A 24,640-nucleotide genomic window follows, 5' to 3' on the forward strand; every position below is an offset into this window, starting at 1 on the left:
TAACACAAAAAAGTTCGATTATCCGCGCTAGAGCTATAGTTTTGCTTTTTAAATTTACGTATATTTAGTTATGGCGAAGAAATTTATTCCTAGAGATGTTAGTTGGTTGAGCTTTAATGGAAGAGTGCTCCAAGAAGCTGCGGACGAGACGGTTCCTTTACCCTTAAGAATCAAATTTTTAGGTATTTTTTCAAATAACCTTGATGAATTTTTCCGTGTACGTGTCGCTGGACTAAAGCGAGCTATCGACCTGAAAGACAAAAGTGCCAACCAGTCATTTTATGAAGACCCACAGCTCATCCTCGAAGAACTCAATATCAGGGTAATCAAACAGCAAAAGAAATTTGACAGTACCTGGAATCGTATTCAAAAAGATATGGCCAAACAGCATGTCTATATTAAAACTAGCGAAGAACTGAATGTCGAACAGCAAAAATTTGTCAGTGACTATTACCAGGATGATGTCGAATCGAACGTTATCCCCTTAATATTAGATGACGTACGACCAATGCCCTATATTCGCGACAAGAGTCTTTATTTAGGTATTGCGATGGGCAAAAAGGAATGGCAATATGAAACGAAATTTGCTCTCATTGAGATTCCTACAAGTTCAAATGGGCGCTTCGTACAGTTACCGTCGCCAAAGGATGAAAAGCACATTATACTTTTGGAGGATGTGATCAAGTTTAATCTCCCATTAATATTTTCCTATTTTGGTTTCGATGTATTCCATGCTCATGTCTTTAAAGTGACGAAAGACGCCGAATTTGACATTGACAACGACATCAATACAAGCCTTGTTGAAAAAATTAGCAAAGGGGTAAAAAATAGGCGAAAAGGTAAACCCACACGCTTTATATTCGACCAGGAAATGAACACCAAGTTGGTGGAATTCTTGATCAAAAAACTTAACCTATCCAAAAAAGACAGCATCATTCCAGGGCAGAAAATACACAACTTTAAACACTTTATGGACTTTCCAAATGTATTTAAATCCTACAATCAACCACTGGAAAGAACGTCGTTTCCGCATCCTAATTTTCAAAATTACGAGCGGGTAACGGATACTGTATTAAAAAAGGATGTGCTTCTCTCCTTTCCATATCATGAGTTTAGACCGATTATTGACCTTCTTCGTGAGGCAGCAATGGATCCGGATGTGAAGACCATCCAGATTACAGCATACCGCTTAGCTTCAAATTCAAAAATTGCAAATGCCTTGATCAATGCCGCCCGCAATGGAAAAGAAGTCACCGTGATGCTCGAACTCCGTGCAAGATTTGATGAGGAAAATAACTTGGACTGGAAGGAAAAACTCGAATTGGAGGGCATTAAAGTATTGACTGGTATCCCAAATAAAAAAGTACATGCAAAACTATGTGTGATAAAAAAACGTGCTGGCATGAAAACAATCCAATATGGTTTTGTCAGTACAGGAAATATCAATGAAAAAACAGCAAAATTATATGGAGACTATTGCCTCTTAACAAGTAACAGAGATGTGATTGCCGATATCAATAAGATTTTCAATTACCTTCGACGTCCTAAATCAAACCCCGCTGAAATTATCAAAAATTGTAAAAGCCTTTTGGTATGCCCAACGGATATGCGCAAAGAGCTGCTCCATTACATCGACCAAGAAATTACAGAAGCCAAAGCAGGCCGAAAAGCATACCTCATTGTGAAGGTAAATTCATTGAGCGACAAGGAAATGATTAAAAAGCTCTACGATGCGGCAACGGCTGGTGTTAAAATAGACCTAATTATCAGGGGAATCTACTGCGCAACAAACCAGAAGAATTTTAAACTGCAGATGAATGCCATTTCAATAGTAGACGAATATCTAGAACATGCACGTGTGATGTATTTTTACAACGCTGGCCGGGAGCAGCTATTTATTTCGTCAGCAGACTGGATGACAAGAAACCTGGATCATCGTATTGAAGCAGCCGTAAAAATAACAAGCAAAAAAATAAAGGAGGATTTAAAAGAAATGCTTCAAATTCAGCTTAATGATAATGTCAAAGCACGGATACTAAACAATTCGCTGAGTAATCATTATGTCGAGAATAACAAGGCGCCATGCCGGTCACAAATTGAAATATACAATTACCTGAATAAAAAATTAGCTGATCATTAAGCGGGCTTTCTATCTAACAGCAAACGGATCAATACACTGAAATTGGCGGATGCTTTCCATACGGACGAGAATCAATGTTTTATTATATTAATTCAGGCACAAGTTGTATCTTCATTCCATGAAAATCAACTTGTGTCTTGCCCTTGGTTTAAGCTTTTTCAGTTCATTCATCTGTGCACAGGAAAAAAGCATACCATTAGATTTTGTATACGTCAAGGACATTATTCCTAATGTTAGCTTGGAAATGCGTTATTTCGGCAGTCACAACTTTACAGGAAGACCAATACGGGGTTATGAGAAGCCTGTTGCGATTTTAACTAAGCGGGCAGCCTTCGCACTGCAGCAGGTCGAAAACCATTTAAATAAAAAAGGTTTGGGCTTGAAAATATTTGATGCCTACCGTCCACAGCGCGCTGTTGACAACTTCAAGTCATGGTCATTAAAAACTGACGACACCATTGCAAAAAGAGAGTTTTATCCACATCTTGATAAGAAGAATTTGTTTAAGCTCGGGTTTATTGCCTCCAAATCAGGCCATAGCCGTGGCAGTACAGTAGATCTTACGATCATTCGCCTGAAAGATAAAAAAGAGATTGATATGGGCGGGCCGTTCGATTTTTTCGGAGCCGTGTCACACCATCAATATGCAAATCTAACGGCACAACAGAAAAAAAATAGAAAAATTCTAAAAGAAGCTATGGCTAAATTTGGGTTTAAAGCTTACGATAAAGAATGGTGGCATTATACGTTGCAAAATGAACCTTATCGTAAAACTTATTTTGATTTTATCGTGAAGTAAACATGTCTGTGAAGGAAATACCATTCGAAAATAAGGGCTTTTATGTTTTTCATTTTAAAGGCAACAAATCAAAGCCTGTGTTCAGCTCTGAGCAGCAGCACATCCTAAAAAAGGGTGAACTCTATTCGCTCTGTTTAATAAAAAAGGGTGAAACTTCTTTTATCATTAATAATGAACGCATACAGGTGGCCCAAAATCACCTATTGTTAACCAGTCCATCATCGAGAGTCAATAGCTCTTCGGTCGCCAAATCTTGGGACTGTGAAGTGTATTTGCTTTTCTTTACATTGGATTTCAGCTTCAAATTGGACTTTCAGGAGGATTTTTTTGAGGTAACGAAAAAATCGCTGGCCATCAACGATAGTTATATCTGGTCGCTATCGAATCAAGATGCGATCAACCTGTCTAACTTATTCAAGCAGTTTATTCATTATGATCGGCAAGCATCTACCTACCTATTCAAAAATCAGATTGTAAAGTCTTTAACAGAAATACTATTTTGTGAAATCGCTCGATTAGGAAGCCAAAACCTTCGAAATACTCCTGCTATTCCTTCGCGGAAACGAGAAATACTGGCAAATTTTTACCTGCTGCTCAAAAAGTCATTTCACAAAGAACACATGGTTCAGTTTTATGCCGTGGAACTCGGTATCACGGCGAAGCATCTTTCGGTAATTACCAAGGAGCTTACTGGAAAATCAGCAATAGAACTTATTCAGAATGTCTTGGTGGAAGAAGCAAAGTCTTTACTTTGCCAAGGGCTTCCGATGCGCGAAATTGCAATGAAATTACACTTCTCGGATCAGTCTTTTTTCGGTAAATTCTTTAAGCGAAATGTTGGTATCTCGCCTAAAGAATTTCGTCAGAACCTCTATTTAAACAAAGTCGATTAAATCGAAGATACTTGTAAACTGCTGATCTGCAGCAGAAGTATCCTGCAGTTTATCTTCGCCCCAAGTCTGTCCTCTCAACCATAAGGTTTGACATCCAACGGCTTTAGCCGGAACCATATCTTTGCTATACGAATCACCTACGACAACAATTTCTTGGGCAGGAAGTCCTAATTTGTCGACACCTAATGCATAGATTGCAGGATCAGGTTTGCGTACACCGACAACGGCAGATTCCACAACGGACTGAAAATAAGGTAAGATACCAAAATCGGCGAGGACAGATTTCAGATTGCCATAAAAGTTGGAAACCATGACAATTGGATATTTTTCACGCAGTGAAATTAGAAGCGGCTTCACCTGATTAACTGTATTCTTCGCGAGGGAGTAGCCATCAAATGCAATTTTATCAGCTAATGTTTTATCCAGTTCGTATCCCGCAGCAATAAGGTATTCAAATTGTACATTAAGCTTTGCCTTCAGTACCGCTAAAAAATCAAAGTCCGGCTTAATAATCGGCTGTAAAGCCATTTGACGTTCTGCGTAACTATAGGCTTCCTGAAAAGCGTTCAAATTTACAGGAACCTCGTATTTCTCATAACCCGACCAGATAACGGCTCCCCAATGACCACCATTCGTATCCAAGGTTCCACCATAATCAAAAATAATTCCCTTAACGTTAAACTTATTCATTTTATTTCTTTTTTACTAAACTCATCCAACCCAAGCCGATCATAATCCATACAATTTCTCTAATTCGCGTGACAACGCCCATAAAAATACCGACTTTAGCGGGCAATCCTATACTCATCACAGCCATGGCTAATCCGCCCTCCCGAGTCCCCAATTGCATGGGGAAGAAAAACACCAGATTGGCAAATAATGAAGAACCTGAGCTAATGATCATGGCATCAACAAAATCAATATTGATATCTAGTGCTAAACCAATGAAATAAATCTCAAAACACCCCACTACCCGTGCTACAAACTCCCAGAAAAGAGCTTTGTAGAAACGGTCGCGGCGATTTTGAAAAAGGTTTTTCACCTGCTGATCCACATCATTTAAGGTTTCATACTTCGTTTCCAACAAATGATTGACTTTTTTACCGACCAAAGGTAATTTAGACAATGCTTTCAAAAGCGAAACTGTAATTCCCTTCTTATAAAATTTTGTAAATAGCCAAGTACAAATAATAGCCATTACAAAAATCGCAGCACAGGCCACATTCACCATCGTACTGGCCGGTACAAACCAAAGGATGAGGAAAACAGAAGCTACCCAAAATAAAATATGGGACAAGATGTGCATGACGCCATACAACAGTACCGAAGAACCAGCCTTCGAGCCTCCCACATATTTTTTGAGTTCAATAATACGATAGGGTTCTCCCCCTAAGGCGACAAATGGCGTGATATAATTGATTGCATAACCAGATATCGTCAGTTGTAACACCTTCCAAAAAGGCACGTCCGTCTGAGGTAATTCGGGCTCTTCAATAATTGCCTTAAATGCCATTGCATTCATCCAATAGAGTACCGCCCAACTGCCAAGTACAGGCAAAAACCACCATCCTATATTTTCGAGGTTGTTCCAAATCTCATCAATGCCCATTGCCTGAATCATATAGGCAAGTGTACCTATACCAATCAGCATAAAGAGTACTTTGTAGATCTTACTCCCCATAGGTTGGATCATTTGTTAATTTATCCACAAAATAACCACTTACTTTCTCCTGCCGGTTACACATATAGATTAATATTGGATTTAAGACAAACATATCAAAGAAAAAATAAATCCAAGGCTGACCGATAAACAACCAAACAAATAGGAAAATCACCCGGGTGTTGAACTGTACAATATTGGTATATTTCATCAATGGCTTGTTCCGCGCTCTAAAATCTACCATCAATTGTTGTGGCAGTTCATCTTTATAGCGACTCTTCACAATATGCAATAGTTTTTGCAATTTGGGAGAAAGCTTTTCTTGGTTTCGCGTATAGCCCATATAGCCATTCAGCACAAATTTGCTAAAGAAATTCTTACGCCAGGATAAGGCTTCATAGTCCGCTTTCAAATCACGGGTATTGTCCAGCTCACTTCCGGCTTTACCTTTTATAAAATACAGGTGAACATTGCGGTAATAATCGGCCATTGCTGACTGAATCATATGCGATACACCTGCAAGCACACAAAAGACCCATAACCATTGTGACCATCCCTCATTGATACTGCGTAAACAGATTGCTATATGAATCGAAGCAAACCAAAAATCACCGGCAAAACCATCCAAGATACGGCCAAAACGACTTTTGTTGTCTGTCATTCTTGCCAGCTGTCCATCGGCACTGTCTAAAGAATTGGCAAAAACCAGTAAAAGCATACCAATTACATTAATCCACAGCGCTGGGTAATAGAATAAAATACCCGCAGCAACACCAAAGAAGATACTAATAATCGTCACCGCATTAGGTGTAATGCCTATTTTAGCACATACTTTTGCGATACGATAACCAATAGGTCGATAAAACCAGATGTCAATTCGCTCTTCTGTATCATTAGATTTTAAAGATTGTTCGAATGCACTCAAATTTGCTTCTTCGGTTACATTAACTTGTTCTTTCTGCATTGTGGTTCTTTTCAGTAAATTTATGGTAAACCATTTGGGCAATAGCCTCTGCGGCCTCGGCCCGGCATGGCGCAAAACTTGGCCAGTCATTTAAATCTATAATATGGAAATCTCCATTGGCATCAATAATCACATCGCCGCCGTAGATATATACATCAAGGACTTCAGCCGCACGATTAGCGACTTCTTTTAAATTTGCTAGGTCAAAAGGAAAATGTACCACCTCATCATTAATTTGCTCGTACAAATCATATTTATGATGATTGTGTTCATAGGGGTAGAAATAATAAAAGAACGCTGTTCCGCGTACAGCATAAAACTTCAATAAGTCTCCGGCAAGATGTTCAGAAATTACAGCTTCTTTAATTCCACGGAGCGCATATTCATTCAAGATATGTTGAGCTTCTTTCAGGCTACTGGCAAACGTAACATCTTCTTTATGAATAGCATGAAAATCGCCACGCTTAATCCACACCCCCTTCCCTTTCAATTTCTCAAAAATAGATTGAATGTCTGCTACAGTAGATATCACAATGCTTTTGGGATAAGGAACTCCGCCTTCCAAAAGTTTAAGTGTCATATTCTTACGATAGCAATTTTCAATTCCAAAACCCGAATTCAAAACATAGGTACCTTTGCTTTGAAGCGATTGCAACTTTTTGACTAAAGTCTTTGTTCTCCCCATCGTTAAGATATTATCTTGCTTTATGGTTGCCAAAGACAAAAATTCATCTTCATTACAAATTTCGACTGAAGCACCTTTTTCGTTCAGTTTTAAAATTACTTCATTGAATATAGCGGCGTCATTCCCCACATGATTGGGTGAAAAGCGATTTTTTCGAGTTACGCCTAAAATAGAAATCATCTCGCTCATTTTTCTAACTAACTTCCTCACTCAAAAATTGTTCTGCGACTTCTCGATCTTTTAGATGATCAATGTCGACGACTTTTTCAAACACAAATGCTTCAACTTTCAAACTATTTTCCAGTAACGCACGCTGAAAATTACGCATTCTCGAATTTCCAGCAGCAACGGAACTTAATGCACAATCCATGGCGGCTTTACGAAAACAATAAATTCCGCCAGAAACATATCTCGTTTCTGGTGTCGCTCTATCTAAGAAAGCTTCCACCTCAAGTTGTTGGTTGGTATTGACATACAAAGGGCTCTCGTCATCAATAAAAGGGGTAACAGCCATAAAAGCATCTGCATTTTTATGGTGATGAAAATCATCTAAATAGGCATGAAATTCATGTGGCTTAAAGACCGTATCGGTTGTCGTAAGACAACAGGAAGACCAATCAGGATTGTTTTTAACAAGCAAAGCAAAACTGTGCAAGGAACTTTCAGTATCTTCCTCTAGCAGCACAATAGGTAACTCAAAAGTCGTTTTTTCCAAAAACAATTTCAATTCCGGAGATTGTTTATTGATGATGACATGAACCTTTTGTGCTCCTTCTTTGGCAAATATGCGAATCAATCGTTCAATTAATGGAACTCCATGTAATGGTAGCAAGGGTTTCGGTAAATTGAATCCCTCCTTTCGCAATCGAGAACCTTCTCCCGCTGCTATGATAGCAAATTCCATCTCTTCTAATTGCAAAATAAAATCATTTATTAAAAAAAGCAAAACCCCCGTCACTCGCTCAGCGTTGATAAACACAAAAGCCTACAGAGGGTTATATCAAGTCTTCAACCGCATCAATGGTGTTGAAGAAAAAGGGGAAAAACTGTCTTTAACAATTGTTTCCCCCATCTTATTAAGGTCGCTTATTGAATGCTATCTACGAGCTCTTGGTAATAATCCAATCCCAAGTGCGTGATTAAATCTTCACCCATAATGTGACGCAAGGTATTTTGCAATTTCATCAATTGTTTGAAGATATCATGTTCTGGAGGTAAACCTGGAGCCGTTTGAGGCGATTTCAAGTAAAATGACAACCACTCTTGAATACCTGACATACCTGCACGTTGAGCCAAATCGATAAAAAGTGCTAAATCCAACGCAACTGGAGCTGCTAAAATTGAATCACGGCACAAGAAATTGATCTTAATCTGCATCTTGTAGCCCAACCAACCGAAGATATCAATGTTGTCCCAAGACTCTTTATTATCACCATGAGGAGGATAATAATTGATGCGCACTTTGTGATAAAGGTCACCGTACAACTCCGGATTCTTTTTCGCATCTAAAATTTCTTCCAATACCGATAATTTAGAGACTTCTTTTGTTTTGAAATTTTCAGGGTCATCTAATACCAATCCATCGCGGTTGCCCAAGATGTTGGTCGAGAACCAACCTTCAACACCTAAAGCTCTTGCCTGAAGACCTGGTGCTACGATTGTTTTCATTAATGTTTGACCTGTTTTAAAGTCTTTACCTGCAATAGCTACCCCGTTTTCGTGAGCTAGCTCAACGATTGCCGGAACATCACACGTTAAATTTGGTGCACCATTGACATAAGGAGCACCTTCTTTTAAAGCCGCATAACAATAAATCATGCTTGGCGGAATGCGCTGATCGTCATTATCCAAAGCCTCTTCCAATTTAGCTAATGTTGAAAAAGCTTCGTTCGTTTCAATATAACGTTCTGTAGAGCCACACCATACCAATACGACGCGGTCTAATCCATTTTTCTCTTTAAATTCACGAATATCTCGTTGTACGGCATCTGCCAATTCACGACGAGTTTTTTCAGATTTGATGTGTGTTCCATCTAAATTTTTAACAAAATTACGATCAAACACAGCCTTCATTGGTTGGATAGCCTCCAATTCAGCTTTAACAGCATCCAATTGACCTTGCTCCAATACCTGTGCTTTTGACGCAGCCTCGTATACGTTATCTTCATATACGTCCCATCCGCCAAAAACTACATCTTCCAATTTTGCTAAAGGGACGAAATCTTTAATTAATGGATTTCTGTTCTCAGTGCGTTTACCCAGACGAATTCTGCTCAATTGAGAAACAGATCCGATTGGTTTTGAAAAACCTTTGTTTATAGATGCCACACCAGCGATCAATGTTGTAGCCACAGCACCTAATCCCGGAATAAGAATACCCAATTTCCCATTGGCATCTTTCACTTGTTGTCCCATATTAATTCTATATACTTAAATTGTTATTTAATTGATGTATTATGATAAAATAATTCTTAAAATTAGCTTAAAAAAACATAATTCATACCACTTGGCATTATATTTATAAAAATCGTGAAAAGTATCGATAATAATGCGATTTGAAACCGAAATAAATAACCTGAAAAACAATTATTATTCGTATTAAATCACACCATCTCGCTGAGATTTAATGATTTTAGCTATACGTGTCAATCGAAAAATAACCTTCCACTAATCCTACTCAATATATCAACATTCGAAATCTAATCCAAATTCAAAACAAAAAAAGTTTTTATTTCTAAAAAAATGGTCAATTTTTCCTTTTCTATTTCTCACAAATATGACAATAAAATTGGAAAATGGCGTTACTAGCACTACCTTTAGTTTTAAAATCTAATACCCGCAATAATTCCACAACATTATTAGTAACAAATGGAGTGTGAAATACGGTTACACCGAGTAAGCACCGAACAAATAATTATCTGAATGAAAAATACGATTTCGTACCTCACCTTAACGTTTTTATGTGCCAGCCATTTACATGCTCAAACAGCTGCCGACTCTGCTTACGTTAGAGATTTTTATGAAAAAACTGAAGTAACAATACCAATGAGAGATGGAAAAAAATTGTTTACTGCGATCTATAGTCCAAAAGATAAATCCAAGAAGTATCCAGTTTTGCTCAACAGAACGCCTTATACTGTTTCTCCCTATGGGCAAAATGAATATAAGAAAAGTCTAGGAAACTTTCCGGCAATGATGCGTGACGGTTATATTTTCGTCTATCAGGATGTGCGCGGTAAGTGGATGAGTGAAGGCGATTTTGAGGATATACGTCCAACTACATACAGCAAAGATAAAAAAGCAATTGATGAAAGTACAGACACCTACGATGCACTGGAATGGTTGCGGAAGAATCTTAAAAACTACAATGGTAACGCGGGGCTTTACGGAATCTCCTACCCGGGCTTCTATTCTACTGTAGGGCTTGTCAAAACACATCCAAGCTTAAAAGCAGTCTCGCCCCAGGCTCCGGTAACAGATTGGTACATCGGCGATGACTTCCATCATAACGGCGTACTGTTTTTGCAGGATGCGTTTACCTTTATGTCAACCTTTGGCGTCCCGCGGCCCAAGCCCATTACCCCAGATCAGTTTAAAAGCAAAATTCAGATCAAAGAAGCTGATAAATACAACTTCTTTTTAGAAGCTGGAACAGCGCGAGAACTCAAAGAAAAATATTTTGGCGATTCTGTTCAATTCTGGAATGACCTGTTTAAACATCCCGATTACGACGATTTTTGGAAATCGCGTGTAATTACCAACGCTTTAAAGGAGGTGAAACCAGCAGTGATGGTTGTCGGGGGCTTCTTCGATGCTGAAGATGCCTATGGAACATTTAAGACCTATCAATCGATTGAAGATAAAAGTAAAAAAAACAATTCGATTTTGGTGGCTGGCCCTTGGTATCATGGCGGCTGGGTACGATCAGACGGCAGCTTTCTGGGCGATATTCAATTTGATAAAAAAACCAGCATTACGTATCAGGAACAATTTGAGCAACCATTTTTCAAATATTACCTGAAAGATGAAGGGAGTTTCACTCCTTCCGAAGCTACTATTTTTGTATCGGGCACCAACGAATGGAAACATTTTGAACAATGGCCTCCGAAAAATGTAGAGACAAAAAAACTCTACTTCCAACCTCAGGGAAAACTTGCATTTGACAAAGTGCAACGTACAGATTCGTGGGATGAATATGTAACTGACCCCAATAAACCCGTTCCACATCAAGGTGGCTTAATTCAAAACCGAACACGGGAATATATGGTTGACGACCAACGTTTTGCAGCCAGCCGTCCGGACGTAATGGTGTATCAAACAGATCCATTGACTGAGGATATTACAATTGTAGGTCCCATCAAAAACCATCTTAAAGTGTCCTCAACGAGCACAGATGCAGACTATGTCGTTAAACTGATTGATGTTTATCCGAATGATGCACCGAGCTATCAAGGAAAAACAATGGCCGGATACCAAATGATGGTTCGCGGAGAAATTATGGCGGGAAAATATCGCAACGGTTTTGAAAAAGCAGAGGCACTAACGCCAGGAATGGTCGAAAAGGTCAATTTTGAAATGCCAGATGTGGCCCATACCTTCAAAAAAGGGCATCGGATAATGGTTCAGGTACAAAACTCCTGGTTTCCCCTAGCAGAACGAAATCCACAGGTATTCTTACCACCATATACCGCTACCAAAGCTGATTTTCAGAAAGCTACCCAACGGATCTTTCATGATGTGAATAATGCAACATACATTGAATTTGATAGGCTGAAGGATTAATGACTCAGAATAACACTGCTTATCCGTAGCTCTTTAGCTACAAGTATCAAGGGTAATTAAAAAAAAATGAAATAAGATTTGCAGAGGTGTAACATTTACACTATCTTTGTATCATCATAATTTAGGTTTATAATTGGTTATTTAAGGTTTTCATTCTCCCCGTTTGAAAACCTTTTTTTTATTACTCTAATGTTCTATCAACCCTTTTTCAACAACGCTTATTACAAAACAAAATTTGCTGATCGCCTGTTCTAAAAGAATAGTGCTTAAATTAATTCTCAAAAAATTAGAGAAGTTGTTTAACAATACTGTATTTTTAACGGATATATTGGGATGAAAGCCCTCAGATGTATAAATAAGAAATTTTAATAGTGAAAATATAATCGAAATATATGGCAGAACATGGGGATTTGCAAATCGCAATACTAATCGATGCGGACAATGTATCTTATCGAAAGATCGAAGAGATTTTGAATGAAGTTAAAAGGTATGGAATTCCAACCATCAAGCGCATCTACGGAGACTGGACCAATCCTTACGTTGAAAAATGGAAGGACAAACTTCTTACCCATGCTATTACTCCAATCCAACAATACAGTTATACACAAGGCAAAAATTCGACCGATTCGGCTTTAATTATTGACGCCATGGATATTCTGCACTCGGACAGAGTGGACGGATTTTGTATCGTTTCAAGCGATAGTGACTTCACCCGTTTAGCCACACGTTTACGGGAGTCGGGTAAACTTGTTATCGGTATTGGTGAAAAAAAGACTCCTAAGCCTTTCATCGCCTCCTGTGACAAATTCATCTACGTCGAAATATTTGAAAAAAATCAAAAGAAAGAAACGGTAGCGAAGAAAAAGCAGCAAAATCAGCCTAAACCAAATCCTGTTGAAAATGTAACAAGCATAGCAGTACTGGATGAGGAAACCCTAGAACTTTTGAAAGACACTGTGGATGATACAGCGGATGAAAATGGCTGGGCATTCTTGGGAGAGATTGGAAGTCTTTTTAATAAAAGAAAGCCTGACTTTGATGCGCGCAATTACGGTTACGACAAGATGTCCCACCTTTTCAAAGCGTATAAGGAAGATTTTGAAATTGAGGAAAGGAACACGGACAAATCGCGTATAAAACACTATTATATCCGTAACATCATTAAGCGTCCTTTGTCCGCTGTGACGCCTACACCGCCGCTGGATAGTGAACCTAAAATAGTTTCGAACAGTACGACTACAACGGAACATACAGACAAACCAGCGAATCAAAACGGTAGAAAAAAAGGAAGGCCTGGGAAACGGCAGGATAAAATACCTGCTGAAATAACGCCAAAAGAGACTGTGCAAAGTCCTGCGGCGCCGGAACAGAAAAAAGAAGTCACTACTCCAACATCGGGCGATTTGTCCAGCAGTATGCTATTCCCCTCGGAAGGCAATAAGATCACGGCGGATGATGTTAAAAAGACACAGATCCGGATCACAAAGGAATTTAAACCTTTGTTTCCAACCAAATCCCAAAAATTAAGGATTATGATCAACGCTGGTGAATATGAATGTAATTTCACCTATCGGGGCAGAGGCTTTCACGTCCTTAAATTAGGAAAGGAAGCTGCAACCCAACTTGCTCTCGCTGAGGGGATCCAAATACAAATTGTTAGGCTGAACGAAGTAAGCTTTAGCCTTCAAAACAAATCTATATAGATTGGTGTTACTCAAGCAGATTTTTTAGTCGATAAGACAATACGGTTTGTTTTATCGACTAATTAAATTGTAGTGGGCCCCAACAAATGGAATACGATCTTCTGGAATACGATCTTCGACTGCTTTCGAATTGATAGCGCAATGGCATTAAACGGCTTAATCCCTGCTATTCACAACGTAACGGATTAACGTCCGCCCGCAAATTCCATGGTAAAGTGGTAGTTCTCGTCAATAGCCACAGGCTTACGGTCCACTTTTCGAAAGTCCCGCGCTTCATCCGTCCATAAAAACGGGTAAAACGAAAATACCTGATTACCATTGAGGGATTTCACATCGTCGTTCCAGTCTTTCCATTTGAACGTTTCATAGAACTGTGCGACATCCCCTTTTAATGCCCAAAAGATAAAGTCCGAATAGCCACACTCCAAGCTTTCCCATTGTAAAGTATCTTGCGCAAAATAGTAAACCTGTCCAATACTATCGCCTAGAGCCCCTGCGTTGATCGCAAAGTAACCACCCAAAACGTCGTCAGCTATGAGTAAAAAGCCACCTTTTTCACCTTCCTTAACAAAGCTCTTCCCTTTATTCCATTCCATTATTCCGCGGTTCAGTTTTGGCGAACCTGAACCTAAAATTCGTAGCCAGCCTCCATCGATTAAAATGCCACCAGTCTGGTGGATAATGGCTCCCATGGGAGATTTCGTGGTGATCTGCGCCCGCAGAAGTTCTTCATCAGCTCTCTTTGGATCGCGGGTAAGCACTTCATATGAATTTGTCGCTTCGTTCATCCAACTCTGCACGAGCTTCCATCCAGAATTACCTGTATCTATCAATTCTTTTAGACTTTTCATTTTTTGCTTTTTATTGCATGGTCAATCGCCCACCACCCGAATGGAACTTCCATGTCCTAATCAATTTTGCCGAAATTACCACAATTCTTTATCGCATCCAAATTACACGAGCATAAGTGCAAATACCAGAAAATATTTACTAAGCCATAGCTATAAATATTAGGAATCTAGCGTTTATTTTAATTAATTTTAGGCTATGCAACATGAATTAGAAAAACTCAGATACCCTATCGGTCGCTTCGCCATATCAGATGTTATCGACCATACGCTATTGAATGACTGGATTAAAACAATTACAGATTTTCCGGCTAGATTAAAGTCCGAAGTCGGGGACCTAACGGACGATATGCTGGAGAAACGCTACCGGCCCGAAGGGTGGACCATTCGTCAGGTTGTTCATCACTGTGCCGACAGCCATATGAACAGCTTTATTCGATTCAAATTGGCCTTGACAGAAGAAGATCCCACCATCAAATTATATGAAGAAAAATTGTGGGCCGAACTTCCAGACGCTAAGAATATTCCCATAGAAAGTTCGGTAAAATTACTTGAAGGCCTACATGAACGTTGGGGGATTCTGCTCAAAAGTCTAACCGATGAACAGCTAGAAAGAGGATTTATTCATCCGGCTACCAAAAGGTTGATCTCTTTAAAGGTAAACATTGGCTTATATGCCTGGCATTGTAACCATCACCTTATGCACATTGCCAATGCCAAAAACTATTAATAGCGTTGGCTTTATCGCAATGATCATTTCATCGATAAAAGATCATGGCAATAAAGCCAACGACGCCATCACGCTTTATTGAAGTGACAATACCCACAGAAAGGCCATCAATCCTGCAATAGCCAGCCCAATAAGGCTCGACAGCAGAAACGACAGCAAATAATAACCTACAGTTCGCGTCTTTTTCCTTACAATGTGAATAATCCCCAGCGCGAGCGTGTAAACTGTTCCAAATCCAAAAAAAACAATCGTGATCAAATCGATTAGAATGCCGCTGAAATCTATATTTGCTGATGACAACATGATTTACTAATTATGTTTAACTAATTTATTAAAGACACTTCTCTTATCCGTGCGATAGCGGTATTTGTAATGAGTCGTTTTCCATGCGATCATAATGCTCGTGCTATTATTCAATTTCCACAGCATTTTCTTTAGCAAAATGTAACCAAAACTCATATTTTTCAGCATTTGCTGCAACTCCATGCGCAGCATACAGCTGCAGCAAACGATTGACAGCATAGACATACACGCTCCCTTGATTGGCCTGCTCATAGTAACGGATGGCTTTGGGTAAGCTTTGTTTAACGCCCAGTCCTTCCTCATACAAAATTCCATAATAAATAGCCGCAAACTGATTTGCCTTATCTCTCTTCAAATAACGCAATAAGTTCGTGTAATCGTGTCTTTGATAATAGATTTCTGCCATTTGCGCATCATTGAAAATACCCGCCTTTTCCGCTTGCTTAAAGTAATCCAAGGCTACGCTATGGTCTTGCTCCACGTAGACACCCTCGTAATACCAATTCCCTAAGTTGCTCATAGCTTGAGCTTCTCCAAGTGCAACAGCTTGCCTATATCCTTTTAAAGCTTTCGAAATATCGAGTTCAACCCCATGTGCTGTCGCATAAAGAAACGCCCAGTTATTCCATGCTTGAGCATGATCCTGCGCCATTGCCTGTTCATAGAAGGACTTTCCCTTTTCGATATCCATCCCCTCGTAGTCTGCATCTGTATATATATTTCCAAGTAAATACTGACAGTCTGCACTACCGCGACCGGCTCCGATTGTGAGCAAGCGAATAGCTTCGGAGAATTTTCCTTCAGCATCAAGCCTCTTCCCCTTTTCCATTAATGTGTCATTATCGAAATACTGTTCATACCCATCCCCCTTGCGTTTCGTCCAGGCTTGATAAAACTGTACAAAATAGTTTTGATCGCGTCCCTGTAGATGATAGCGCTCTGTATATAAATATCCGAATGCTGTCTCCGGTATTTCTATCACATTTCGGTTTAGGTCGAGATAAAACATCCGCTCACCCTTAAAAAGCAATAAAAGTTCGCCTGAGACTGCATCGGGCGCTGGATAGTGAAAAGGCGAACAGATATAATCATAAGGCTCACTACAAAATTTAAGCTTCGTATCGAAATAGCGCATTCCCTGTGGGCAGTGTATGCGCATAAAATCCAAAAAGCAATGTTCGATTTTCTGATAGACATCAGCAGGTTCAAGTAACCATTTTCCGCGATGCGCATCATAAATCCCCTGTGTCTTGGAGCAGCTTAAGACAAAAATATCTTTACGGTACTGCTGTATACTATCTACTGCGACGTTTTCTATCAGATTATCCATCAATCGGAATATCCCATGTTCAAGCGAATAAAGCTGCCATTTCTTATTTTTGAGATACGCGATACTTCGGTAGCCTTCTAACACAATAATCCGGTCAATTCCCTCATCCAACATATTACCATTGGGTTGAATGACAGAAATTTTTGGCTGTAGCTTATTGGGTTTAATCCAAAAATACCGATTGGCCAATGGCTCCAGGCTACCTTCCAAAAAAGTCCCCAAATACTGACCGTCCATAAGATAATACTTCTTTTTTATCGTTCCTTTTTGTCGGCTATAGAACAGCTTGTTATAGTCATACATAAACGACTCGGGCACAGGATCTGAAATAATCAATCGTCCTTCAACTGAAAGGAGAATGTTGCTCTCCCCTTGTCTCGCATTTAAAAAACCGTAGGCGATCCAGTCGAGCTCATCGTATAAGGCAGGTATGCTCAGCTGTTTGCTATCAATATGTAGTACGCCACGTTTTCCTGCCACTTCCACTTCTGCATAGTTGTTTCCATGGATAGACCGGGCGTCAAAAGCATCACTATATTGACAGGATACCAGTTCAGCGCCGCTCGCATGGATGTAGCCAAATCGTCCATTTGCTTCAACTACAGCGATCCCCTGTTCATTAAATTCGAATATTTCATCATATATTGCCGGAATCAGGAGATCACCTTTCGCATTTCTTAATCCTTGCTTTCCCTCTGCTTCAAAAACCTCAGCTCCTTTGTCCCGCAAAAGCTCTTCCGACCATAATCCCAATCCGTAATCAATCCAATCGGTTTGAAGAGCATCCAAAAAAGAAGCATAGCCAGAAGTTTCCAACAGCGAGCCCAGCGGATCTAAGGATTGTTCATCGACAGCTTGTTCATACAATAAGGCTTGCATGCTGATTTCTTCGGCCCATGCTTTAGCCTGCAGGGTATCTTTCTCCGCGTTCATGCTAAACACATCCCGCCCATCGATCTGAAATGTATCGAAAGGTAAGCCTCCCAAAAATTCAAACATTCGGTTCACAGGCTCATAATATTTTTTTTTATAATGCAGTTGATACCTATCGGCCAACAACGCATAAAAATAGCGAAGCCTAGCGATTCCATCTTCCTTATTTGCAAAAAGCTGGCTACCTTTAGACCGAATATTGGCGGAAAATAACGGCCGCATGAGGATAGGAATTTCGTAATTCCATTCGGCCAGATAAAAAGGATATGTTTCTTTGGTCTTGAGATTTACATTATAAATATAAATGCGATGTGCCATGCGTTAATTTTTCTATTTTTCGTCTTTGTCGCATTGATTTAAATCATCCTATGACTCGTGCGAATGTGATAAAAATACCGCATTTATCAGTTTTTTCGAATAGCGGAAAATAGGGATTTTTTTCGGTCTCTATTTAAAAAAAATGTATCGAGATTGAACAATGAAAACTACATGTCAATCCATATGTTTATCAGCAACGACAATCATTACTAAAAGAAACGACAATGAAATTAATACGAAAGATTATTTTTCTGCCCTGCGTGGCATTGCTTTTTAACTGCCAACAAAAGAATGAGGTTAAAAAATCTACTGTTGTATTTAGCAGGGCTCCCAGCATAGACTCCATACACAAACAACAAGACCAAACCTCGCTATCCGTTGATGACCTTACGCTTTTCAGGCAGCTCTATCCCATTACCGTTCTTCGGCCGGAAAGCAAAAATAGTTTTAAAAAATATGGGATCGAATTCTCGGGAATATGTTATGCCTGTGATCTTGCAGAAATCAAGATCAGTAAAGAGCAGCTTCATTTGGTCAACGTCTGTGATTCGAATGAAATCTACCAGATTAAGGACTTCACCTATACCAGCAGCGAGGCGGGCTTAATCCTAAAGACTCAACACAATGAATTTATCTTCAAGCGAGTAGAGAAAGAACCTATTTTCGAATTGCAAATAAAGGGGGATGCTCTTTTGCTAAAGAATAAACGTATCGCAAAACACTACACACAGAAAGCTTTGATCGATCAGTTTGAAGTCCATGATTGTGGCGATTTTCAGGGTTAGCCTAACCCGACTTCACCTGACAATTGCGGGATGATATGAAATCTGCACGGAGCCTTTATTAAAGATATCAAAAGATTCAGCCTGGGTTAAAACAGACAGGCAGTCGTTCATTGACGACCGCCTGTCTGGCTCCAATGGTTAAACTTATATTTCAAAATAAAAACCCGATTCAGTAAGTTGTTTATATTTTACCCTGTCAAAACTATAGATCTTCGCGGCCCTAGCACGCCGATCTTTTTGCTTATCGCTGTGGTCGATTAATAACCCCATACTGAGGATTTTTTTCCGAAAATTACCGCGGTCGATTGAGCGCTGCAGAACGGTTTCATACAAATTGTGCAAATCGGGCAACGTAAACTGCTCGGGCAAAAGTTCAAAACCGATCGGCTGATAACGTATTTTCCCCTTGAGTCTTTGGATTGCGGTATTCAAGATCTGCATATGATCAAAAGCGAGATCTTTATTTTCATCAATGCCGAACCACCTAACCGCTTCAATATCTACACCCGCTTGCAACATATATGCTTCAGGCTTGACAAGTGCATAATAAGCAATGCTGATCACTCTTCCACGCGGATCACGAGCTAAGTCTGAAAACGTATATAGCTGTTCAAGGAAAATATCCTGGAGACCCGCCTCCTCGCGCAGCTTACGAAGCGCACAGTCTTCGGCTGTTTCATCTTCCTGGATAAAACCGCCAGGAAATGCCCATTTTCCCAAGAAAGGTTCTATTGCCCGTTTTGTCAATAATACCTTGAGCTGGCTTTTATCAAAGCCAAAGATGACACAATCCACTGTGACAGCCGGTCTGGGATATACATAGGTGTATTTTTCTATTGAACTTTCCATGAGCTACAAATTTACTTCGGTTGACAGTTTGAGCTGTATCCCATATTTTTCTTTAAGTGCGTCAAACTGCAGTAGCGTTTGCTCTTCGAATCCGCCGATCGGCGACATACAGTCTGTTAATAAAGTAATACGGGAGGTAATTGACCGATCATGTTCAAAATATTCCAAAATCTGTACCGCCGAAGCCAATACGCAGTGGCTTGATGCCTCCCCCGCAATATAAATAGCATCGTATGCCCGTATTGCTTCAAGTACAGCATGGTTTACGAATTTATTGTCATCATACTCGGCTTTGATAATACCATACATCTCCGTATACGGATCCTGTCCTTTGTAAACCAAGATCGGTTTTACCTTGCGCACAGCACTATGGAAATAGAGCATATTCGTAAATTGACTCTCAAGCTGTGCACCCCAGGTTCCCTCCAAACAATGGTATGGCCAGATACACAATTGTTTTTTACCCGCAGATTCCAGCTGCTGGAGATAATCGAGCGCTAATGCTGTATGGCAGCCATCGGTAGCGCGCCAGATACCGTAGCGGACATCGGCATAGCGAATGATGGTAAATGGCTCCGGATGATTTCCTTCCGCATCCACCCACCAGTCGGCATGGAAAATCTGCATCATCGAATGACAATCAAGGCTGCACATCACTTGTGTCAGGGAACCCAAATTGCGGTACATCCACTGTGTTAGACGGTGAACATCTCCTTTGGAACCCTTGACGGCGAGGCTCCCAATAGATTCCATAAAATCGTTCTGAACATCTATTGCCAAAAGCAGTGTTCGTTTCGCATCCAAAGCTGCAGGCTCGACCTTTTCCTCATGTGCCAAGGCCAGCATTGCCGGTACATTATCGCTTTTGCCGCTGGCAATATGCTGCACATCGACAATCTGATCAAATGGTGTTTTCATGCTATTCATTTTCTTTAAGTCCGTATTTATTGCGTTAAAACGCTAATCGTCCTTGCGGTCCGATCAACCTGAGCGCGCTTGCGCTAGTTTACTTAAACATTTAAAACTACCCCTTAAAAGTAGGTATCGCAGCAAACTTATGTGCAGATTGCTCAATACGCTTACGAATACGTTCGTCTATCGTAAGGTCGCCCGATGTGCCGCTAAGAATAAACCCATCAATTTGCGCATAAGTCATCCCCAATTCCTCTTCATCTGTCTGCCCTTCCCAAAGACCAGCAGACGGACTTTTATACTGAATAGATTCCGGTACGCCCAAGTATTTTGCTAATGTATACACTTCCTGTTTAGTGACCATTGCCAGCGGATTCAGATCGTAGGCACCATCGCCCCATTTTGTAAAATAACCCACGGTAGCTTCGGCCATATTACCTGTACCGATGACAAATCTACTTCCTAGCTGCGCAAATTGATACAAATAGGTCATCCGCACACGTGGACGGATATTCGCTATACTCAAGGCTCTGTTTGCTGCTGAGGCTTCCGTTATAAACCCTTCGCGCTGAATCGTCAGGGCATCAACCGCGGGCTGAATATCAAATACATGATAGGGAAAATCAAACTTCTGAATAAGCTCCATCGCATGCTGATGGCTTTTACTAGTATTCATATCGCTGCCATAGGGCATCATAACCAAGTGTACATCCACTTGAGCAAGGCGGCATAAACAAGCCACAACACTGCAGTCGATACCACCGCTCATTCCCAATACAAGTCCTTTACGGCCGGCCGATTTCACTTGCTGAGCAATCCAGGATGCCATTAATTGTGCATACTGTGCTACGTTTTCATCCTGGATGAAAAACGGTTTGTTTACGCTATTTTCCATATACTCGAATTGTTTCGGTTTTTAATCTATTTCTTATTTCCTCAAAGCTAGACGTGTGAATAAATTCACCGTTCAAATAACATTCTCGCAGCAAGTTTCTATTTTCCAGTTCAGCTACAGTTTGTGGGTTCAGGTTATCTATTAAACGAAGTTCATCATGTTCGAAAACAACAGCCACCATACCCTTTTGCGATTTCTTAAAGTTTCCGGTATCTGTAGCGGGACGCTTCTGAATTGCTTTAAATTCTCCATTGACAATTTCGGCAGTCCCTTTTAACGCAAAACCAAAAGTATCGCGTGTGACATATTGATAGGTATAAGAGCCTATTCCCAATATGGTATTGGTGGAAGCAAAACCCTTATCAAGCAGACCTTGACAGATTTCATTGGCCCTATCTAGTGTAATGGAATCGCCATATACCACTCCGATATGTGAATCCAGCTCCTTAAATCCTTTGCTGTTGGTCGTGCCGCCAAAAAGTTCATATAGACGTTCGACAATACCTTTCTGAACAGTACTGCGATCAGATTCTGCATCACCACAGATAATTTTTACAGGATCGCCACTATCGGGACGGATCACCACTTTACCCGCTCTTGCCATAATAATGTCCTTCAACTGCGGCAAAACATGATCTACGACATGCCAGAGGTCATAGGTGTCTGATACAATAGAGATATTTCCACTTGGGTAGACGTTGGTGATGAGATGCCTGAAAGCTTCCACTTCGTCGTCTCCATAGGAACACATAACGCTGTGTTCCGTGGATGGGGTATACATCATTACATCACTTTTTGCATGGTAGTACGATTTCAGATACTCTCTGACAGAAAGCGTAGCCGATACACCGAAGCTTAATAGATGCCCACCGGCTGTACGATATGCTGTTTCGGGAGAACCCATGCCACGCATGGAAAAATCTCCGGCTTGGGTGAAAACTTTATTGACGTCGCCCGTTGTCTCCGCAAAGCCCATCAACAATCTTTTATATTGATCCGCTATCGTCGCCGCAGTCATCGGCGACCAGACGTAAGCGGATAGCTGTGTCTCCAGATATCCGGGCAGCCAGAAAAAATCCGGATGTGTATTTTCAATCGTAAACATCGGCACACCGATTGGCACTAGACTGCCCTCGGGCAAGGCTTTTACTTTGATTGGGAGATAGCCCAATCGATGCAGATCGCGGATATGTTTTGATTCATGTGTTGAGGCAAAATTAACGTTTGTCGGCTCAAAAACGGATGCGATTGCTTCCTCATACGCCGCGACGACCTTTTCTTCCGGCTGGGCAAAAAAGTTCTCATCAAATGAATTGGTGATTTCGGCGAGTGCCCCTTGAAGTCCAAAGAAAACAACATGATTGATACCTTCTAGGCGTGACATGCGTGGAGTCCAGGTTTCGTATACCCATTGTGTATGATCCGGATATTGATCCTTATGACACAATTTGTAACCATCTGTCCAAAGGATTGGATTTTTGTTCATCGATTTAAACATGGTTCTCATTTGTTAAGTTGATATAATTTATTTTAGGATGGACCGTATCCATCATTGAATTGGTGGTAAACACACTGACTATCGGTGAATCATCATCCAGCAATGCGCCTTTAAAAATTCGAGGTTCACAATGTGTAACCAAAAGATAGACCACACTAGCTCCCATTTCTTTCAAAATTTTCCCTGCCCAGAGAAAGGTTCCACCTGCAGAACATAAGTCATCGACAATAATGCATTTTGCCCCGAGCGGAATATCCCCGGCCTTGAGCTCCATCCCTTCGATTCGGCCTGTTTGTGGGTTTCGCTTCTTCTCAAAAATGCAGCTATTTTCATAACCACTGTTGATATAACGTGCCGCGGCTCCTTTATCCGGAAAAACAATCCGGTCTTGAGCTGAAAAATCAAGTTTTTCCATTAATTGTGGCAACCAGTCCAGTGCCGGATAAATCCCCACACTGTTCGCCAGGAGCTCCAACGTCACATTGGAATGTGGCTCGACAACAGATACCGTATCAAATTGTAAACTATTTATAAAGTCAGCCACATACTGTAAGGTAAACAAATCACCTTCAATCTTACGATCCATGCGGCTATAGGGCATATATCGAATCAGTAGACGGCAAGATTCGCAGGGAACCTCGTCCAGTCGCTTTTTGACAAAAAGCAAGCGGATCAAATCGCCATCCTCCTGATAAGTAAATTCGATGAGATTGTTCTTTAAGATCAACTGATCAAAATCTTTCACTTTTGTCTCCCCATTTGGAAATTGCTCTGTGACTATCTGATGCTTATTTAATACAATCATAACTTCTAATTTTCCTTTATCCTGTTGAGTATTTTTTACTCAACAAATATGGAGATTAAATTTAACGCTGCAAAATATATTGAGTACTTTTTACTCATAAAAATTAAAATAGAACATACAGCACTGAAAACCAGTTAAATAATTTGAAAAAATCTGTGTAACGAAAAAATCGATCTGGTTTTCATCGAAATTAGCGGATTATAGGGATTGAAATTTTACGATAAAACATGATCTTTGTCTATACCATAGTCTCGAAAATCTTTGTCAGCACATTTGTAGGCTGAGAGAGACTTTGATTTATTTAAGCATAAAGCATGGAATTAGCCAATCTTATCAAACAAGATATTGAATCAATCATACAAATTGAATCTCAAGACATCAACCAATTGGTCGAAAACTATCGCGAAGACTTAATGGATGAGGAGACCTATGACGCCATCGATGCGTACAATATGCTCTATTCGAATATTTATGAAATGTCAGAGGAAGAATACCTCGATGCTTTTCGTACCTTGGGTGAAACCTATCCGAACTTTGGCAAGGCCGATGAAAATGACTTTCAAAAGTCAATTGCTGAACTGGAACGTTTAAAACATGCCTTCAACGAACTGCAGCTCCATACTACCGAGGGAAAGCATCTGTTAGCGCTGCAATTAGCTGTTTTGGAACTGGACATTCAGGTGTACCAAAAGCTAACCTTATCACCGACGACAACCGAGATAGAGGCTGAAATCAATTTATTGGAAACAGAATCTTTCGGTCTAACGAATCAGATCAATCAGTTTTTAGAACAGTATCACGATTAATT

Annotated in this window: 22 protein-coding genes; 8 read left to right on the top strand and 14 right to left on the bottom strand. The window is 40.2% G+C overall.

Annotated elements, in window-relative coordinates:
* Positions 1 to 70: 70 nt before the first annotated feature.
* The 3 genes from ppk1 to B3139_RS06565 all read left to right on the top strand — a co-directional run bounded on the left by ppk1 (position 71) and on the right by B3139_RS06565 (position 3,832).
* On the top strand, positions 71 to 2,140 hold the full coding sequence (ppk1, locus tag B3139_RS06555; RefSeq protein WP_293881006.1) for a polyphosphate kinase 1: 2,070 nt from the start codon (positions 71 to 73) through the stop codon (positions 2,138 to 2,140).
* Between the two features lie 118 nt (positions 2,141 to 2,258).
* Positions 2,259 to 2,939, top strand: a complete 681-nt coding sequence (locus B3139_RS06560) for a M15 family metallopeptidase (RefSeq protein WP_293881008.1) — start codon at positions 2,259 to 2,261, stop codon at positions 2,937 to 2,939.
* A gap of 2 nt (positions 2,940 to 2,941) precedes the next feature.
* The gene (locus tag B3139_RS06565) at positions 2,942 to 3,832 is read left to right on the top strand and encodes a helix-turn-helix domain-containing protein (protein ID WP_293881010.1); all 891 of its coding nucleotides are present in this window, start codon (positions 2,942 to 2,944) and stop codon (positions 3,830 to 3,832) included.
* On the opposite strand, the gene B3139_RS06570 is transcribed toward B3139_RS06565, so the two are convergent.
* The 6 genes from B3139_RS06570 to B3139_RS06595 all read right to left on the bottom strand — a co-directional run bounded on the left by B3139_RS06570 (position 3,815) and on the right by B3139_RS06595 (position 9,556).
* Entirely contained in the window at positions 3,815 to 4,522 is a 708-nt protein-coding gene (locus tag B3139_RS06570; protein ID WP_293881012.1) for an HAD family hydrolase, read from the bottom strand. The two genes, B3139_RS06565 and B3139_RS06570, sit on opposite strands and share 18 nt — an antisense overlap.
* Position 4,523: 1 nt before the next feature.
* Positions 4,524 to 5,513, bottom strand: a complete 990-nt coding sequence (locus B3139_RS06575; RefSeq protein ID WP_209575729.1) for a lysylphosphatidylglycerol synthase transmembrane domain-containing protein — start codon at positions 5,511 to 5,513, stop codon at positions 4,524 to 4,526.
* Positions 5,503 to 6,456 (bottom strand): CDP-alcohol phosphatidyltransferase family protein, encoded by a 954-nt coding sequence (locus tag B3139_RS06580; protein WP_293881016.1) that lies wholly within the window; start codon positions 6,454 to 6,456, stop codon positions 5,503 to 5,505. The genes B3139_RS06575 and B3139_RS06580 overlap by 11 nt, the downstream gene beginning before the upstream one ends.
* Complete coding sequence (locus tag B3139_RS06585) at positions 6,437 to 7,330, bottom strand: hypothetical protein (RefSeq protein ID WP_293881018.1); 894 nt, start codon at positions 7,328 to 7,330, stop codon at positions 6,437 to 6,439. The genes B3139_RS06580 and B3139_RS06585 overlap by 20 nt, the downstream gene beginning before the upstream one ends.
* Before the next feature lie 4 nt (positions 7,331 to 7,334).
* Positions 7,335 to 8,060 carry a nucleotidyltransferase family protein gene (locus B3139_RS06590; protein WP_293881020.1) on the bottom strand — a complete coding sequence of 242 codons (726 nt, stop codon included), beginning with the start codon at positions 8,058 to 8,060 and terminating at the stop codon, positions 7,335 to 7,337.
* A gap of 167 nt (positions 8,061 to 8,227) precedes the next feature.
* Positions 8,228 to 9,556, bottom strand: a complete 1,329-nt coding sequence (locus B3139_RS06595) for an inositol-3-phosphate synthase (RefSeq protein ID WP_046675789.1) — start codon at positions 9,554 to 9,556, stop codon at positions 8,228 to 8,230.
* Between the two features lie 507 nt (positions 9,557 to 10,063).
* Between B3139_RS06595 and B3139_RS06600 the strand changes: the two genes are divergently transcribed.
* Both B3139_RS06600 and B3139_RS06605 read left to right on the top strand, forming a co-directional pair.
* Entirely contained in the window at positions 10,064 to 11,923 is a 1,860-nt protein-coding gene (locus tag B3139_RS06600) for a CocE/NonD family hydrolase (protein WP_293881024.1), read from the top strand.
* Positions 11,924 to 12,315: 392 nt separating this feature from the next.
* Positions 12,316 to 13,626, top strand: coding sequence for an NYN domain-containing protein (locus B3139_RS06605; RefSeq protein ID WP_293881026.1), 1,311 nt, complete (start codon positions 12,316 to 12,318; stop codon positions 13,624 to 13,626).
* A 185-nt stretch (positions 13,627 to 13,811) separates the two neighbouring features.
* Here the strand turns inward: B3139_RS06605 and B3139_RS06610 are convergent, their stop codons facing one another.
* Positions 13,812 to 14,477, bottom strand: coding sequence for a DUF2625 domain-containing protein (locus B3139_RS06610; RefSeq protein ID WP_293881028.1), 666 nt, complete (start codon positions 14,475 to 14,477; stop codon positions 13,812 to 13,814).
* 196 nt (positions 14,478 to 14,673) lie between these two features.
* Between B3139_RS06610 and B3139_RS06615 the strand changes: the two genes are divergently transcribed.
* A complete protein-coding gene (locus B3139_RS06615; protein ID WP_293881030.1) occupies positions 14,674 to 15,204 on the top strand; it encodes a YfiT family bacillithiol transferase in 531 nt (176 codons plus the stop codon).
* 75 nt (positions 15,205 to 15,279) lie between these two features.
* On the opposite strand, the gene B3139_RS06620 is transcribed toward B3139_RS06615, so the two are convergent.
* Together B3139_RS06620 and B3139_RS06625 are read right to left on the bottom strand one after the other, a co-directional pair.
* Positions 15,280 to 15,507, bottom strand: coding sequence for a hypothetical protein (locus B3139_RS06620; RefSeq protein WP_293881032.1), 228 nt, complete (start codon positions 15,505 to 15,507; stop codon positions 15,280 to 15,282).
* A 106-nt stretch (positions 15,508 to 15,613) separates the two neighbouring features.
* Positions 15,614 to 18,088: an SEL1-like repeat protein gene (locus B3139_RS06625; protein WP_293881034.1), complete on the bottom strand. Its 2,475-nt coding sequence runs from the start codon at positions 18,086 to 18,088 to the stop codon at positions 15,614 to 15,616.
* A gap of 224 nt (positions 18,089 to 18,312) precedes the next feature.
* Here B3139_RS06625 and B3139_RS06630 point away from each other — a divergent pair, with 224 nt between their 5' ends.
* A complete protein-coding gene (locus B3139_RS06630) occupies positions 18,313 to 18,873 on the top strand; it encodes a hypothetical protein (protein ID WP_293881036.1) in 561 nt (186 codons plus the stop codon).
* A gap of 144 nt (positions 18,874 to 19,017) precedes the next feature.
* Here B3139_RS06630 and B3139_RS06635 read toward each other — a convergent pair whose 3' ends face one another.
* The 5 genes from B3139_RS06635 to B3139_RS06655 all read right to left on the bottom strand — a co-directional run bounded on the left by B3139_RS06635 (position 19,018) and on the right by B3139_RS06655 (position 23,832).
* Positions 19,018 to 19,722 carry an NUDIX hydrolase gene (locus B3139_RS06635; RefSeq protein WP_293881038.1) on the bottom strand — a complete coding sequence of 235 codons (705 nt, stop codon included), beginning with the start codon at positions 19,720 to 19,722 and terminating at the stop codon, positions 19,018 to 19,020.
* Between the two features lie 3 nt (positions 19,723 to 19,725).
* Positions 19,726 to 20,640 carry a hypothetical protein gene (locus B3139_RS06640; protein WP_293881040.1) on the bottom strand — a complete coding sequence of 305 codons (915 nt, stop codon included), beginning with the start codon at positions 20,638 to 20,640 and terminating at the stop codon, positions 19,726 to 19,728.
* A gap of 106 nt (positions 20,641 to 20,746) precedes the next feature.
* Positions 20,747 to 21,529, bottom strand: coding sequence for an NAD(+) synthase (gene nadE, locus B3139_RS06645; RefSeq protein ID WP_293881042.1), 783 nt, complete (start codon positions 21,527 to 21,529; stop codon positions 20,747 to 20,749).
* On the bottom strand, positions 21,519 to 23,015 hold the full coding sequence (locus B3139_RS06650; RefSeq protein ID WP_293881044.1) for a nicotinate phosphoribosyltransferase: 1,497 nt from the start codon (positions 23,013 to 23,015) through the stop codon (positions 21,519 to 21,521). Before B3139_RS06650 ends, nadE begins: the two co-directional genes overlap by 11 nt.
* 4 nt (positions 23,016 to 23,019) lie before the next feature.
* Complete coding sequence (locus tag B3139_RS06655) at positions 23,020 to 23,832, bottom strand: hypothetical protein (protein WP_293881046.1); 813 nt, start codon at positions 23,830 to 23,832, stop codon at positions 23,020 to 23,022.
* 314 nt (positions 23,833 to 24,146) lie between these two features.
* Here B3139_RS06655 and B3139_RS06660 point away from each other — a divergent pair, with 314 nt between their 5' ends.
* Complete coding sequence (locus B3139_RS06660; protein WP_293881047.1) at positions 24,147 to 24,638, top strand: hypothetical protein; 492 nt, start codon at positions 24,147 to 24,149, stop codon at positions 24,636 to 24,638.
* Positions 24,639 to 24,640: the final 2 nt, after the last annotated feature.

Source organism: Sphingobacterium sp. UBA1498 (assembly GCF_002325125.1).
Lineage (GTDB): Bacteria > Bacteroidota > Bacteroidia > Sphingobacteriales > Sphingobacteriaceae > Sphingobacterium.

What these genes read in the sequence shown, in the direction of transcription:
- B3139_RS06630 (WP_293881036.1), top strand. Translation starts at nt 18,313, where the DNA reads ATGAAATTAATACGAAAGATTATTTTTCTGCCCTGCGTGGCATTGCTT.
- B3139_RS06595 (WP_046675789.1), bottom strand. Translation starts at nt 9,556, where the DNA reads ATGGGACAACAAGTGAAAGATGCCAATGGGAAATTGGGTATTCTTATT.
- B3139_RS06625 (WP_293881034.1), bottom strand. Translation starts at nt 18,088, where the DNA reads ATGGCACATCGCATTTATATTTATAATGTAAATCTCAAGACCAAAGAA.
- B3139_RS06650 (WP_293881044.1), bottom strand. Translation starts at nt 23,015, where the DNA reads ATGAACAAAAATCCAATCCTTTGGACAGATGGTTACAAATTGTGTCAT.
- ppk1 (WP_293881006.1), top strand. Translation starts at nt 71, where the DNA reads ATGGCGAAGAAATTTATTCCTAGAGATGTTAGTTGGTTGAGCTTTAAT.
- B3139_RS06580 (WP_293881016.1), bottom strand. Translation starts at nt 6,456, where the DNA reads ATGCAGAAAGAACAAGTTAATGTAACCGAAGAAGCAAATTTGAGTGCA.
- nadE (WP_293881042.1), bottom strand. Translation starts at nt 21,529, where the DNA reads ATGGAAAATAGCGTAAACAAACCGTTTTTCATCCAGGATGAAAACGTA.
- B3139_RS06605 (WP_293881026.1), top strand. Translation starts at nt 12,316, where the DNA reads ATGGCAGAACATGGGGATTTGCAAATCGCAATACTAATCGATGCGGAC.
- B3139_RS06610 (WP_293881028.1), bottom strand. Translation starts at nt 14,477, where the DNA reads ATGAAAAGTCTAAAAGAATTGATAGATACAGGTAATTCTGGATGGAAG.
- B3139_RS06635 (WP_293881038.1), bottom strand. Translation starts at nt 19,722, where the DNA reads ATGGAAAGTTCAATAGAAAAATACACCTATGTATATCCCAGACCGGCT.
- B3139_RS06565 (WP_293881010.1), top strand. Translation starts at nt 2,942, where the DNA reads ATGTCTGTGAAGGAAATACCATTCGAAAATAAGGGCTTTTATGTTTTT.
- B3139_RS06640 (WP_293881040.1), bottom strand. Translation starts at nt 20,640, where the DNA reads ATGAAAACACCATTTGATCAGATTGTCGATGTGCAGCATATTGCCAGC.
- B3139_RS06660 (WP_293881047.1), top strand. Translation starts at nt 24,147, where the DNA reads ATGGAATTAGCCAATCTTATCAAACAAGATATTGAATCAATCATACAA.
- B3139_RS06600 (WP_293881024.1), top strand. Translation starts at nt 10,064, where the DNA reads ATGAAAAATACGATTTCGTACCTCACCTTAACGTTTTTATGTGCCAGC.
- B3139_RS06620 (WP_293881032.1), bottom strand. Translation starts at nt 15,507, where the DNA reads ATGTTGTCATCAGCAAATATAGATTTCAGCGGCATTCTAATCGATTTG.
- B3139_RS06615 (WP_293881030.1), top strand. Translation starts at nt 14,674, where the DNA reads ATGCAACATGAATTAGAAAAACTCAGATACCCTATCGGTCGCTTCGCC.
- B3139_RS06655 (WP_293881046.1), bottom strand. Translation starts at nt 23,832, where the DNA reads ATGATTGTATTAAATAAGCATCAGATAGTCACAGAGCAATTTCCAAAT.
- B3139_RS06575 (WP_209575729.1), bottom strand. Translation starts at nt 5,513, where the DNA reads ATGGGGAGTAAGATCTACAAAGTACTCTTTATGCTGATTGGTATAGGT.
- B3139_RS06570 (WP_293881012.1), bottom strand. Translation starts at nt 4,522, where the DNA reads ATGAATAAGTTTAACGTTAAGGGAATTATTTTTGATTATGGTGGAACC.
- B3139_RS06560 (WP_293881008.1), top strand. Translation starts at nt 2,259, where the DNA reads ATGAAAATCAACTTGTGTCTTGCCCTTGGTTTAAGCTTTTTCAGTTCA.
- B3139_RS06585 (WP_293881018.1), bottom strand. Translation starts at nt 7,330, where the DNA reads ATGAGCGAGATGATTTCTATTTTAGGCGTAACTCGAAAAAATCGCTTT.